Annotated in this window: 14 protein-coding genes and 1 riboswitch; of the genes, 6 read left to right on the top strand and 8 right to left on the bottom strand. The window is 67.4% G+C overall.

Annotation, left to right across the window (positions count from 1 at the left end):
- Positions 1–62 precede the first annotated feature (62 nt).
- Positions 63–1,013 carry a general stress protein gene (locus DXK94_RS11915; RefSeq protein WP_115525128.1) on the top strand — a complete coding sequence of 317 codons (951 nt, stop codon included), beginning with the start codon at positions 63–65 and terminating at the stop codon, positions 1,011–1,013.
- 105 nt (positions 1,014–1,118) lie between these two features.
- On the opposite strand, the gene DXK94_RS11910 is transcribed toward DXK94_RS11915, so the two are convergent.
- Entirely contained in the window at positions 1,119–2,699 is a 1,581-nt protein-coding gene (locus tag DXK94_RS11910; protein ID WP_115525127.1) for an aminopeptidase P family protein, read from the bottom strand.
- A gap of 80 nt (positions 2,700–2,779) precedes the next feature.
- Here DXK94_RS11910 and DXK94_RS11905 point away from each other — a divergent pair, with 80 nt between their 5' ends.
- Positions 2,780–3,628, top strand: a complete 849-nt coding sequence (locus DXK94_RS11905; RefSeq protein WP_115525126.1) for a PHP domain-containing protein — start codon at positions 2,780–2,782, stop codon at positions 3,626–3,628.
- Between the two features lie 71 nt (positions 3,629–3,699).
- On the opposite strand, the gene DXK94_RS11900 is transcribed toward DXK94_RS11905, so the two are convergent.
- The 4 genes from DXK94_RS11900 to thiE all read right to left on the bottom strand — a co-directional run bounded on the left by DXK94_RS11900 (position 3,700) and on the right by thiE (position 8,874).
- Entirely contained in the window at positions 3,700–4,572 is an 873-nt protein-coding gene (locus tag DXK94_RS11900) for a site-specific DNA-methyltransferase (RefSeq protein WP_079597313.1), read from the bottom strand.
- 8 nt (positions 4,573–4,580) lie between these two features.
- Positions 4,581–6,263, bottom strand: coding sequence for a DEAD/DEAH box helicase (locus tag DXK94_RS11895; protein ID WP_115525125.1), 1,683 nt, complete (start codon positions 6,261–6,263; stop codon positions 4,581–4,583).
- Between the two features lie 301 nt (positions 6,264–6,564).
- Positions 6,565–8,061, bottom strand: a complete 1,497-nt coding sequence (locus DXK94_RS11890) for an RNB domain-containing ribonuclease (RefSeq protein ID WP_115525124.1) — start codon at positions 8,059–8,061, stop codon at positions 6,565–6,567.
- A 78-nt stretch (positions 8,062–8,139) separates the two neighbouring features.
- On the bottom strand, positions 8,140–8,874 hold the full coding sequence (gene thiE, locus DXK94_RS11885) for a thiamine phosphate synthase (RefSeq protein ID WP_115525123.1): 735 nt from the start codon (positions 8,872–8,874) through the stop codon (positions 8,140–8,142).
- A 27-nt stretch (positions 8,875–8,901) separates the two neighbouring features.
- Positions 8,902–9,020, top strand: a riboswitch (TPP riboswitch).
- Here thiE and thiO point away from each other — a divergent pair.
- The 4 genes from thiO (at position 9,013) to DXK94_RS11865 (ending at position 11,791) form a co-directional block, all read left to right on the top strand.
- Entirely contained in the window at positions 9,013–10,350 is a 1,338-nt protein-coding gene (gene thiO / locus DXK94_RS11880; RefSeq protein ID WP_115525122.1) for a glycine oxidase ThiO, read from the top strand. It overlaps the preceding riboswitch by 8 nt.
- Positions 10,347–10,583 (top strand): sulfur carrier protein ThiS, encoded by a 237-nt coding sequence (thiS, locus tag DXK94_RS11875; protein WP_079597308.1) that lies wholly within the window; start codon positions 10,347–10,349, stop codon positions 10,581–10,583. Before thiO ends, thiS begins: the two co-directional genes overlap by 4 nt.
- Positions 10,584–10,587: 4 nt before the next feature.
- Positions 10,588–11,406, top strand: a complete 819-nt coding sequence (locus DXK94_RS11870) for a thiazole synthase (protein WP_309544323.1) — start codon at positions 10,588–10,590, stop codon at positions 11,404–11,406.
- Between the two features lie 46 nt (positions 11,407–11,452).
- Positions 11,453–11,791, top strand: a complete 339-nt coding sequence (locus DXK94_RS11865) for a 4a-hydroxytetrahydrobiopterin dehydratase (RefSeq protein ID WP_115525121.1) — start codon at positions 11,453–11,455, stop codon at positions 11,789–11,791.
- 95 nt (positions 11,792–11,886) lie between these two features.
- On the opposite strand, the gene DXK94_RS11860 is transcribed toward DXK94_RS11865, so the two are convergent.
- The 3 genes from DXK94_RS11860 to DXK94_RS11850 are packed head-to-tail and all read right to left on the bottom strand — an operon-like array spanning position 11,887 to position 13,167.
- Positions 11,887–12,189 (bottom strand): hypothetical protein, encoded by a 303-nt coding sequence (locus tag DXK94_RS11860; protein ID WP_115525120.1) that lies wholly within the window; start codon positions 12,187–12,189, stop codon positions 11,887–11,889.
- A gap of 37 nt (positions 12,190–12,226) precedes the next feature.
- Entirely contained in the window at positions 12,227–12,451 is a 225-nt protein-coding gene (locus DXK94_RS11855; RefSeq protein WP_079597304.1) for a DUF3107 domain-containing protein, read from the bottom strand.
- A 50-nt stretch (positions 12,452–12,501) separates the two neighbouring features.
- A complete protein-coding gene (locus tag DXK94_RS11850) occupies positions 12,502–13,167 on the bottom strand; it encodes a TetR/AcrR family transcriptional regulator (RefSeq protein ID WP_079597303.1) in 666 nt (221 codons plus the stop codon).
- Between the last annotated feature and the right edge of the window lie 12 nt (positions 13,168–13,179).

The raw sequence follows: 13,179 nt of genomic DNA, 5'->3' as shown, positions 1-13,179 counted from the left end.
AGTCTGCTCTCTTTTAGCTGAATTCACAGGCAGCATCCATACGGATGGGCAAGAATGGGACCATGGCAAACATTTTTGGTGCTCCCAAGGCAGGTGGCCCCAACGGCATGGACGAAGCCAGGGCCGTTCCCACCGGCGACACCGTCGGCTCCTATACCTCTTACCTGGATGCCCAGAAGGCGGTGGATTACCTCGCGGACCAGCAGTTCCCGGTACACATGGTATCCATCGTGGGCAACGAACTGAAGATGGTTGAGCGGGTGACGGGGCGCCTGAGCTACCCCAGGGTGGCCCTTTCCGGCGCACTGAGCGGCATGTGGTTCGGCCTGTTCGTGGGTGTGCTGCTCTCGTTCTTCGCGCCCTCGCCGGGGTACTTCTCGATCCTCACGTCGGTGCTGATGGGCGCGGCGTTCTTTATGCTCTTCGGCATCGTCACCTATGCCATGCAGCGGGGCAAGCGGGATTTCACCTCCACCAGCCAGGTGGTCGCCACCAGTTACGACGTCGTGGTGTCGCCTGAGGCGGCGCATGAGGCCCGGCGGCTGCTGCATCAGCTGCCCATGAACCGCTCGGACGCGGCCGCGGGCAACGGTCCCTACACGCAGCGCGACTACCAGAACCAGCCGTTCCAGCAGAACCAGAACTACCAGCAGCCGGGCCAGGGCCCGGCCCGCCCGTCGGGCTGGAACGACCCCTACGGCCAGTCCTCGGGATCCTCCGCCCAGGACAGCGGCTACCCTGCTCCCGGCAGCCAGCAGCAGGGTGCCCAGCAGGACGGACAGAACAACGACGGCGGCCCACGCCAGGAGCCGGTGCGCACGGTCCGTTACCCTGACCTGCCGGACGGACGTCCCCAATACGGCGTCCGGTTGCCCCAGGAACCGGCTCCGGGGCAGGCCCAGCAGGGCGTGGACCAGCCCGGTGCCACCCAGGTGCCCGGCGGCAACGTGCCCGCCGCGGACGCCGACCGCGACGGAGACGGCCAGCAGGGGCCTGCCGGACCGCGCCAGTAGCCGTTACAGGAACACGAAAAAGCGGGACCACCGGATACTTCCGGAGGTCCCGCTTTTTCGTTTGCCGAATCCCCTAAGCCGGGCGGACTGCCTGCCTAAAGCGGGCTACGAGGCCGCGTCAGCCTCGCGGTAGATGCCTGCCATCCAGTCCTCAACGTCTTCCGCCTTGCGCGGCAGGGCCGCACTGAGGTTGACCGGGCCGTCGGCGGTCATCAGGATGTCGTCCTCGATCCGGACGCCGATTCCGCGGTATTCCTCGGGAATGGCCAGGTCCTCTTCCTTGAAATAGAGGCCCGGCTCGATGGTGAACACCATGCCCTCCGTGAGGATGCCGTCCAGGTAAAGCTCCCGCTTCGCCTGTGCGCAGTCATGGACGTCCAGTCCCAGGTGGTGGCTGGTACCGTGCGGCATCCAGCGGCGGTGCTGCTGGCCTTCGGGGCTGATGGCCTCCTCCACGCTGACCGGAAGGAGGCCCCATTCGGCGAGCCGCTCGGCCAGGACGGTGGTCGCGGCTGTATGGATGTCCCGGAACTTCGTGCCGGGACGCGCCGCGGCGAATCCGGCGTCGGCGGCGTCGAGGACTGCCTCGTAGACTTTGCGCTGGACGTCGCTGAACACCCCGCTGGCCGGAAGGGTGCGGGTGATGTCAGCTGTGTAGAGGGAATCGACTTCCACGCCTGCGTCGAGCAGCAGGAGTTCGCCGGCACTGATCTTTCCGGTGTTGCGGGTCCAGTGCAGGACCGTGGCGTTGTTGCCGGATGCCGCGATGGTGTCATAGCCCAGCTCGTTGCCCACCTCGCGGGCACGGGCGAAGAACGCGCCCTCAACCACCCGTTCACCACGGGCGTGGGTCAGTGCGCGCGGCAGGACCTTCACCACTTCTTCGAAACCTTCAACGGTGGCGGCCACGGCGGTCTTCATCTGCTCGATTTCCCAGTCATCCTTGAGCAGGCGCAGCTCGGAGAGCGCTTCGCTGAGTTTCTCGTCGAGGGCATCCAGGACGCCCAGGTCCAGGTTGTCCGGATCCTTCGCCGTGTTGTAGCGGGCCGTGTCCACCAGCGCGTCGATGTTTTCGTCCACCTTGCGGACCAGCCGGATGGAGATGCCGCCGATCTCCGGGGCGCCCACATTCTTGGTGATGGCCGTTTCCAGCTGGTCGATGTGGGCTGTTGCCAGGCCCAGGCGGGCCTCGAACTCGGCCAAGGTGGGCCGGCGCCCGATCCAGAACTCCCCGGAGCGCGCGTCTGCGTAGAACTGCTCGGTATCCCTGCCCGCCAGCGGCCGGAAGTAGAGCGTGGCACGGTGCTGCCCGCCGTCGTCGCCCTTTCCTTCCTCAACAGGCTCCAGGATCAGCACGGCGTCCGGCTCGTGGTCCAGGCCGAGGCCGGTCAGGTGGGCGAAGCCGGAGTGGGGGCGGAACCGGTAATCGCAGTCGTTGGACCGGACCTTCAGCGGGCCGGCGGGGATGACCAGGCGCTCGCCTTTGAACTGGGAGGAGATGGCCTTCCGTCGGTTTGCGGCGTAGCCGGCCACGGCGTCGCGGCCGGGAAGCTCCTCGTTTGACGGCGCCCAGTTGCTGGCCATGAAGGCCTTGAAAGCGTCGGAACTGGGCCGCTGCGAGCGGTTGTTGACCCGCTCTTCCAGCGGCTGGGAAGCAGAGTTCGGGGTGTTATCGGCATGGTTCACGGCACCATCGTCTCACCAGCTTCCCGGCGATGCGAACGGGGCTTCCGGCGGGCCGGCAGCCCGTCTACTAGGCTGGACTGGTGAGGATCGACCTGCATGCCCACTCGAATGTCTCCGACGGCACGGAGAAACCCGCCGACGTCATGGCCTCCGCTGCCCGCGCCGGCCTGGATGTGATGGCCCTGACCGACCATGACTCCACGGATGGCTGGGCGGAAGCGTCTGCCGCCGCTGCGGAGCACGGGGTGGCGCTGGTGCCCGGCATGGAAGTTTCCTGCCGGACCGGCGAAGGAATCAGTGTCCATCTCCTGAGCTACCTGCACGATCCCGCGCATGCGGGGCTGCTGGAGGAGATCACCAAGGCGAAGGATGCGCGGCTGACCCGCGCCGAGCGGATGGTCACGCTTCTTGCCGAGGACTACCCGCTCACGTGGGACGACGTCATCCACCATGTGGCTCCGGGTGCTACGCTCGGCCGCCCGCACATCGCCGACGCCCTGGTGGCGGCCGGCGTGGTGGAGGACCGCTCCGAGGCGTTTGCGTCCATTCTCACCTCGCGGTCGCGCTACTTTATCCAGCATTACGCGCCGGACCCCGCCACCGCCGTCGAACTGGTCCGCGCAGCCGGCGGAGTCCCGGTCTTCGCCCATCCGGTGGCATCCGCCCGGGGCAGGATCGTGGGGGAGCGCGTCTACCAGGAGATGATTGACGCCGGGTTGGCAGGGCTGGAAATCGACCACCGTGACAACCCGGAGGAAGGCCGCGCGTTCCTACGGCGGTTGGCGGCGAAGCATGACCTGCTGATCACGGGCTCCTCCGACTACCACGGCACGGGCAAGCCCAACCTGCTGGGGGAGAACCTGACGGCACCGGAGGTCCTGGCCCGGATCGAGGAGCTCGGCACGGGGACCGCCGTCGTCCGCCCCTGATCCTGCCCGGCTTTCCCAACTGAGTAGCGCCAACTGTCGTTATGGAGCTCCACAACGACAATTGGCGCTACCTAGTTGGGCTGGTGGGTCACGAAGGTAGCGTGGGCACCCAGCCGCTTGGCCATGATGTCCACGGCCGGCTGGTTCTGGTCCACGCAGACGAACCTGCGCCCCAGCTTCGCGGCCACCGCGCCCAGGGTTCCGGAACCGGCGAAGAAGTCCAGGCACCAGTCGCCGGGCCGGCTTGACGCCGCCACGACCCGGCGTACCAGCCCCTCCGGCTTCTGGGTGGGGTAACCGGTTTTTTCCTTGCCGGTGGGGGAGACGATGGTGTGCCACCAGACGTCCGTGGGCAGCTTGCCCAGCTCACGCTTGGCCGGGGTCACCAGGCCGGGGGCCATGTAGGGTTCCCGGTCCACCTCCGCGCTGTCGAAGTGGTACTTCGCGGGGTTCTTGACGTACACCAGGATGTTGTCGTGCTTCGTGGGCCAGCGGTTCTTGGCGCGGGCGCCGTAATCATAGGCCCAGATGATCTCGTTCAGGAAGCATTCCCGGCCAAAGATGGCATCCAGCATCACCTTGGCGTAGTGCACCTCGCGGTAGTCCAGGTGCAGGTACAGGGTGCCGTCCTCTGCCAGCAGGCGCCAGGCCTCCACGAGCCGCGGCTCCAGGAAGGACCAGTAGTCGCTGAACGCGTCGTCGTAGCGGTGCAGGGCACCCTTGATGGTGTCGTAGGAGCGGCCCTTGAAGCCCACCCGGTCCCCGCTGCCCTCGGCGTTGGCCACCATCCTGGTTTCCTGGCGCAGCTGCGGCCTGCCCGTGTTGAAGGGCGGATCGACGTAAATCAGTGTGAAGGCGCCGGCCGGCAGGGTGGGGAGGTACTCCGCGTTGTCCGCGTGCACCACCAGGCTGCCGCCGTCCGGCGCCCAAACAGTGTCAGTCATGAAGGCAGTTAGCCCTCGCTGCTGCCAGGCTGTGCGCCCTTGTCCGTGCCGGCAACCACTTCACCGTTGCGGCGGCGGGTACGGGTGCGGGTGCGGCGGGCGCGCGAGGGCTGCTCGCCGTCGGTCCCGGTTGGGGACTCGGCGGCAGGTGCGGAGGCTGCGGCAGGCTCGGAAGAACGACGGCGGCGCTCACCAGAGCGGGCGGCGGAATCGCCGCCGCGGCCACCTTCGCGGCCACCGGTCTTGCCTGAGCGCCCACGGCTGTCACGGTCCCGGCCGTCCCCGCTGCGGGGGCTGCGGCTGTTCTTCTTGCCGGTTTCGCCCAGGTCCTCAAGGACCTCGGCGTCGACGCCGGCCAGGGTGCGCTTGTCACGCGGCAGCCGGCCCTTGGTGCCCTCGGGGATATCCAGGTCCGTGTAGAGGTGCGGCGAGGAGGAGTACGTTTCGACGGGCTCGGGCACGCTCAGCCCCAGGGCCTTGTTGATCAGGCCCCAGCGCGGCATGTCGTCCCAGTCCACGAACGTCACGGCGGTGCCCTTGTTGCCGGCGCGGCCGGTGCGGCCCACCCGGTGCAGGTAGATCTTCTCGTCTTCCACGCACTGGTAGTTGATGACGTGGGTGACGTCCTCGACGTCGATGCCGCGGGCAGCAACGTCCGTCGCCACGAGCACGTCCACCTTGTTGTTGCGGAAGGCGCGCAGGGCCTGCTCACGGGCCCCCTGGCCAAGGTCGCCGTGGATGGCGGCAGCGGCGAACCCGCGGTCCACCAGCTCCTCCGCCACCTTCGCGGCGGTGCGCTTGGTCTTGGTGAAGATGATGGTGCGTCCCCGGCCCCTGGCCTGGAGGATGCGGGCCACCACTTCGGTCTTGTCCATGCTGTGTGCACGGTAGATGAGCTGGCGGATGTCCCGCTTGGTCAGGCCCTCGTCCTCGGGGTCCGCCGCACGGATGTGCGTTGGCTGCGTCATGTACCGGCGTGCCATGGCGATGACCGGGCCGGGCATGGTGGCGGAGAACAGCAGGGTCTGCCGGACGGCAGGGGTGCCGGCAATAAGGGTTTCCACGTCCGGCAGGAAGCCCAGGTCCAGCATCTCGTCGGCTTCGTCGAGCACAACGATCTTGACGTTCTTGAGGCTCAGGTGCTTCTGCTTGTAGAGGTCGATCAGGCGGCCGGGCGTGCCCACTACAACCTCCACACCCTGCTTCAGGGCTTCCACCTGCGGCTCGTAAGCACGGCCGCCGTAGATGGTTGTGATGCGCGCATTGCGCTTGCGGGACGCGGTCTGCAGGTCATTGGCCACCTGCACCGCGAGTTCGCGCGTGGGGACGATGACCAGGGCCTGCGGAGCGCCCGGAACGGCCAGCTTCGCGTAGCCGGGGTCGTCCTGCCCGACGACGCGCTGCAGCGCCGGGATGCCGAAGCCAAGGGTCTTGCCGGTACCGGTCTTGGCCTGTCCGATGATGTCGTGGCCGGACAGCGCCACGGGCAGGGTCATGGCCTGGATGGGGAAGGGGTGGGTAATGCCGGCGTCGGCCAGCGATTCCACGATGTCTTCGCGGACGTTGTAGTCGGCGAAGGACTTTTCCGCGATTTCGTGCGGCTTCTCATCGGAGATGATGGTTTCTTCGGGCTCGATGGTCTCAGTGCCGGTGTCGTCCGTCAGAATCTGATGGGTATGCAATTCACTCACAGGGAGTTTCCTTATTCATTTGGGCAATGGCGCTGCCTGCTCAACGGGCCGGCCGGGGAGGCTGATCCGGAGCACGCTCGGGCGCGCAAGCAATTCCAGTGGAAGCCGATCGCGGGCTATCTAAATGCTGGCACTGGTGACCAGCGGGCAAATCTCAAGATCGCGTAGGGGCGGGCTTGTTGGTTTCAAATCAAGGAAATCAACGACCGGGCATCCATATCTACTTCTCCAGTCTAGCCGTACACGGCCTAAATCCCGGTTTCGGCCCTGCCGCGCCCTGAAGCGTGGTGTCCGCAGAGGACTACTGCACCAGTTCGAAGTGGACCTCGCGGGTGGCAATATCGGAGGAAACCAGGCGCACACGGACCTTGGTGCCGGACTCCAGTTCGCCGGCGCAGCGGGCGGTCACCGCGGGCTCGGACACCTGGATGATTCCGGAACCGCCGTTGCCGTTCCCGTTCCTGCCGTTCCCGTTCCTGCCGTTCCCGTTTTTTCCGTTGCCGTTTTGCGGCTTGGACCCGGAGATGACGATTGCGTCGAATTCCTGGCCGATGTGGTTGACCAGCAGCGCCGCCTCCACGGTGTCCAGGGCCATGCGCTCCATCCGGGACGCCAGCTGGTCGGAGCCTGCCATGATTTCCGGCAGTGACGGCAGCGCCTCCCTCGCCCACGCCGGAACGTTGCCGCCGTTGCTCAGGGCCTCGCAGATCACCAGCACGAAGCGGTCCACCAGCCGGCGCAGCGGGGCGGTGGTGTGGGCGTAGGCGGCACCGATGGCGGACTGCACCGCGTCTTCCGGGACCACACCGTCAAAGGCGGTGTAGGAGGCGCCCCTGAACAGCATTCCCGCCGAATGCATGATGGCCAGCTGCCGGGGATCGGTGGGATCCAGGGTGCGCAGGTATTCGCCGTAGCTGACCTCCCCGTCCCATGGTTTGCCCAGCACTTCGGTCTGCAGGCGGAAGTGATTGAGGGAGCGCTCGTCAGGCGCGGGCATGGTGCGCAGGATACCCACCCTGCCCGCCAGCATGAGCTGCGCGGCGGCCATGCCCGTCATCAGCGAAATCTGCGCGTTCCAGTCCTCCACGGGAAGCTGCGGGGCGGCGGCGATGCGGTAGCCGCCGTCGGGAAGCTGGACGATCTCCTGTTCCGGCATGTTCAGGCTGGCACCTTCGCGGGCGCGTTCCAGCTCTACGCGCTTGAGGCCGACCTCTTTGAGCAGCTGGAGGACAGGGGATGCGCTGCCCGAATCCAGTTCAGCCTGCGCCCCCTTGTAGCTGAGCTTTGCCCGGCTGCGCATGCGGGCCCGCTTCACGGCGACGGAGGTGACTTCGGCGGCGCTGTCCAGCCGGAAATCCCAGACGAAGGCGGAACAGTCCTGCCCCGGCAGCAGGCTCCCGGCTCCCTCGCTGATGACCTCCGGATGCAGCGGAATCCGGCCGTCAGGGGCATAAAAGGTCTGGCCGCGGCGCCGTGTTTCGGCGTCCAGGGGCCCGCCGGGCGTCACGAAGGAGGGAACATCGGCGATGGCGTACAGCACGTGGTACCCATCGCCGTCGGCCTCGATGAACAGGGCCTGGTCCAAATCCGTGGACGATGCCGGATCGATGGTGATGAACCCGACCCCGGTGAGGTCATAGGCCGGCAGCTGCAAGGCCGCGACGGCCGCTTCGGCATCCCTGACTGCGTGTAGGGGGTATGGGCCGGGCAGTTCCAGTTCGGTCCGCAGGGCACCCAGGGCTTCCTCGAGGGCATTGTTGTGTTCGTGGACGTTGGGAGCCAGCCGATGATGTGACACGAAAATCAGCCTAGCCCGAAGAACCCCGATTTTGCATGGCACTGACGCCGCACGGGGCTGCGCCGTGTTGCGGCGGCTTTAGGGTGTGGCCCCGTCCAAGGCAGCGAGAAGGGCGGCGGCAGCGGCGGCAGGGTCATCGGCTTCCGTGATGGCACGCACCACAACGATCCGGCTCGCTCCTGCTTCCACAACCTGGTCCACATTGGAGTGGTCGATGCCGCCGATGGCAAACCAGGGCACCCCGCTCCCGGCCTCGGCTGAGGCTTCGGCGGCGTACTTCACCAGGTCCAGCCCGACGGCGGCCCTGCCGGGTTTGGTGGGCGTGGCCCAGACCGGTCCGACGCAGAAGTAGTCAAGCGCGGACGGTCCGGCTGCGGCAGCGAGGGCGGCGTCCACCTGCCCCGGGGCATGGCTGGAGAGCCCGATGGCGGCGTTGCCGTTGAGCAGGGTGCGGGCTGCATCCAACGGAAGGTCCTTCTGACCGATGTGGAACACCGGCGCACCGGACAACACGGCGATGTCCGCCCGGTCATTCACAGCCCACAGCCGGCCATGGCGCTGCGCCGCTTCCTTCAAAACCGCCAGCAGCTCCAGCTCCTCGGCCGCCTCGATGGCCTTGTCCCGCAACTGGATGATGTCCACGCCGCCGGCAAAGGCAGCATCCACGAACTGCCCGAAGTCCCCGCGGTCCCGGCGGGCATCCGTGCAGAGGTAAAGGCGGGCGCTGTTCAGGCCGGCAGTACCTTCGGCATGGGTAAAGGCATCGGCGGCGGGGACTGCGGCAGCGGGGGCAGGGGACTGGGACACATTCATGGCTGCAAGCCTAGTTCCTCTACACTGGCCTCGTACTGCGGGAGCCCGCGGCAGCTGTCATAAAGCGCCGGGCTGAGAGGGCGTCAGAGCCGACCGCTTGACCTGATCCGGTTAATGCCGGCGTAGGGAAGGAGACACATGAGCACCCCAAACGTTGTCCCGCCCGGGGCTCCCTCCGGCACCATCCGTGCCGACGTGGCCGTTATCGGCGGCGGAGTGGTTGGGCATGCCATCGCCTGGGAGGCGAGGCGTTCCGGCCGGTCTGTCGTGCTGATCGATGACGCGCCCGGAGCCGGGGCCAGCTGGGCGGCCGCCGGAATGCTGGCCCCGGTGAGCGAGCTGCACTATCAGGAGGAGGACCTCCTGGAGCTCATGCTTGCCTCCTCCGCCCGGTGGCCGGGCTTTGCCGCGGAACTGGCCGCCGCTTCCGGCGAAAGTCCCGGGTACCTCACGACGCCGACGCTCGCCGTGGGTGCCGATGCTGCCGACCGCCGCGCCCTGATGGATTTGCGCGGGGTGCAGCAGGCCAGCGGCCTGTCCGTGGAGCCGTTGACTGTCAGGGAGGCCCGACGCCGGGAACCGCTGCTCAGCCCTGCCATCGCCTGCGCACTGGACACTCCCGCGGACCACCAGGTGGATCCCCGGCGCCTGGTGTCCTGCCTGCGGCGCGCGCTCGCCGCGCATGGCTCCGCCGTCGAAAGTAATGGAACAGACGTGGCGGGGGCCATCGACGGCTACGCCGTGCCGGACCGGGCCGCCGGGCTGGTCTGGGCGGACGGGGCAGTGGCCGGGGCCCTGCTCGCAGGCGGCGGCACGGTCCTGGCCCGCGAAACGATCGTTGCCAACGGCCTGGATGCCGCAGCCCTGGCGGGCCTGCCCGACGGCCTGCAGCTCGCGCTGCGGCCGGTGTATGGGGATATCCTGCGCCTGGCAGTGCCCCGGCAGCTCCAGCCGCTCGTAACCTCAACCGTCCGCGGGCTGGTCCACGGCGTCCCCGTGTATATCGTCCCGCGGCAGGACGGGACGGTAGTGATCGGAGCCACCCAGCGTGAGGACGCCCTTGCCGCGACACATAACGCACCGGCGGCCGGTGCCCGCGCTACAGCGGGCGCCGTATCGGCAGGCGGGGTCTACCAGCTCCTCCGCGACGCCCAGGTCCTGGTGCCCGCCGTCGCCGAACTCGAGCTGCTGGAATGCACGGCACGGGCGCGGCCCGGCACCCCGGACAACGCCCCGCTGCTGGGCCGGGTGCCGCTGGCCGGCGATCCGGCAACCGGGGAATCCGCACACGTTGCGGGACTGATCATTGCCACCGGATTCTTCCGGCACGGCGTCCTCCTGGCCCCCGCAGCGGCGGCCATCTGCCGGGACCTTCTGGACGGCACGGCGGACGTCCGCTGGCAACCTTTCAACCCGGGCCGGTTTTCCGGCCGCGAACCGGCCGCCACCATCTTCAACATCAAGGAGACAGCATGAACATCACCCTGAACGGACAACAACATACGGTGGCTGACGGGGCCTCCATCACCATGCTCGTCAGCCAGGTCACCGGCCGCCCCCTCGCCGCTGACGGCCAGGCCCGCGACGGCGGCAAACTCGGCGTGGCGGTGGCGCACAACGCGCAGGTAGTACCCCGGAGCCAATGGTTCGCAACAGCGCTCGCCGACGGTGACGACGTCGAGCTCGTCACGGCAGTGCAGGGAGGCTGAGACCATGACCGAAACCACCACCACCATCACGCCGGCCGGCGCCTCCGGCATGGACGACACGCTGGTCATCGACGGCGTACCCCTGGCATCTCGGCTGATCATGGGCACCGGCGGCGCCCCAAGCCTGGACGGCCTCGGAGCTGCGCTCCTGGCATCCGGGACAGCGCTGACCACCGTGGCGTTGCGCCGCTATTCGACGGCGGAAACGGGCTCGCTTTTCCAGCTGCTCGTGGACCACGGCATCCGGGTCCTCCCCAACACCGCCGGCTGTTTCACGGCCCGTGATGCGGTCCTCACCGCCGAACTGGCCCGCGAGGCACTGGAAACCGACTGGGTGAAGCTTGAGGTCATCGCCGATGAGCACACCCTCCTCCCGGACGCCGTGGAACTGGTGGACGCCACCGAACAGCTGGTCAACCGCGGGTTCAAGGTGTTTGCGTACACCAACGATGATCCGGTCCTGGCGCTTCGCCTGGAAAACCTGGGAGCCACCGCGGTCATGCCCCTGGGATCACCCATCGGCACGGGCCTGGGGATCCTAAATCCGCACAACATCGAGCTCATCGTGTCCCGCGCCTCCGTCCCGGTGGTGCTCGATGCAGGCATCGGAACGGCGTCGGATGCCGCCCTTGCCATGGAGCTTGGCTGTGACGCCGTGCTGCTGGCCACCGCGGTGACCCGGGCGCAGAACCCGGCGCTGATGGGGGAGGCCTTCAAACACGCTGTCATCGCCGGTAGGCTGGCGAAAGCGGCCGGTCGGATACCGCGCCGCGAGCACGCGCTGGCGTCGTCGGCGATGGAGGGCCGGGCCGAGTTCCTGTAGGGCCTGCTCCATCAGACCGGCCGGCGCCCTGAGGCAAGGAGCAGCAGTGGCCGCCAAAGACGCCCTTCCCCGGGAACGCATCGACGAAGCACTCACCGGACTGCCGGACTGGCGCTTCAGCGACGGCGGCCTGGTCACCGTCTTCAAGACGCCGACGGCGGCTGCCGCACTCGAGGTGATTGCCGCCGTCGGACGCCTTGCCGAGGAACAAAACCACCATCCGGACCTCGACTGGCGCTACAACCGCGTCTTCATCCGGTACACCTCGCACGACGCCAGAGGGCAGGTGACCGGGCGGGACCTCACCGCGGCCGCCGGGGCAAGCGACGCCGCGGCAGCGGCCGGGGCTGTGGCCGAGCCTTCGAAATACGTGCCGGACCATTAGGCAGCCGCGTCATCAAGCAGCTGTGCCGTTAAGCATGTGGCCGCCGTCCCAACGGGACGGCGGCCACATGCGTGAGGTGCAACAGAAACCGGCGCTCAGCGCCGAAGGATCGCGGTAAGCCGGTGGGTGTCCTGCCGGGCGCGGCTGCGGCCCAGGTAAAGAACAGCCGCGACGGCGGCCGCAGCGCCCAGCACGATGGGCAGGACCCACGGAAGCCAGGTCAGCCCCGGCCGGTAGCCGAAGCCGGCGGCCATGAGGATGATCCAGGTGAGGGCCCCTACACCCACGGCGACGCCGGCGGGCAGGCCGGCGCCGTACTTGGCATGCCGCCTGTCATTCGCCCAGACAATAAAGCCGGCGGCGACGGTGGCGAGCACAACGATGGTCAGGGAAAGCAACGGATCTCCTCGGGATTCGCGGCAGCGCGGGCCTGGGCTAGAACTGGCCGAACCCTACGCGGCGGACCTCTTCGGCGCCGATCTCCACATAAGCCAGGGCATTTCCGGGAACAATGATCAGGCGTCCCTTGTCATCCGTCAGGCGCAGCTCGCTGCCGGCGTTGATGGCTTCGCCCACAACCTTGGCCACCGTGTCTGCGTCCTGCGCCGATTCGAGCACAATCTCGCGGCCAACATTCTGAACGCCGATCTTAATTTCCACAGGGGGCCTCCCAGCCAGTCAAAGTTCATTGGTGATGTCTTATTTGTAGTCTAGGACTCTTTGGGGAAGCGAGAGATTCCGCGCCAAGCTAAACGGTAGATGAGGTCACTGGCCACGTCGAGGTCAAGGTTACCGTCGGTTTCGAGCCAGTAGCGGGCACTGACCTGCGCCATCCCGGCGAGTCCGCGCCCCAAAAGCTCCGCCTCGAGGTGGGGGAGTTTGGTGTCGCCGGCAATGACGCGGGCAATGGCGTCCGCGAAGGTCCGGTTGAAGGTCTCCAGGCGTGAGCTGACATCCGGATCGTTGATGAGGTCCGACTCGAACACGAGCCGGTGGGCCTGGTCATCGTTGGCAATAAAGCGGAAGTAGGCGCGCATGACGGCCTTCACGCGCTCCTTGTTGTCCGTGGTGGAGTCCAATGCGCCCAGCATCAGCTCGGTCAGGGACGCAAGGTGGCTTTCCAGCAGTGCAAGGTAAAGCTCGCGTTTGGAGGGAAAGTGCTGGTACAGGACCGGTTTGCTGACATGGGCCGTTTCGGCGATCTCGTCCATCGCGGCGCCGTGGTAGCCATTGGCTACGAAGACTTCCTGCGCGGCGGAAAGGAGCTGGGCGCGCCGCTCATCGCGGGGAAGCCGGGCGGAGCGCTGGCCTGCTGGACGCGGGGAGGTTTGCGGTTCGGCGGCGGGCGGGCGTTCAGCCCGTGCTTCAGGGACCACGGTTGTCCTTCT

The sequence above is a fragment of the Arthrobacter sp. RT-1 genome, assembly GCF_003367205.1.
GTDB lineage: Bacteria > Actinomycetota > Actinomycetes > Actinomycetales > Micrococcaceae > Arthrobacter.
The sequence above is the reverse complement of the archived record's forward strand: the minus strand, read 5'-3'. Positions and strand labels throughout refer to the sequence as shown.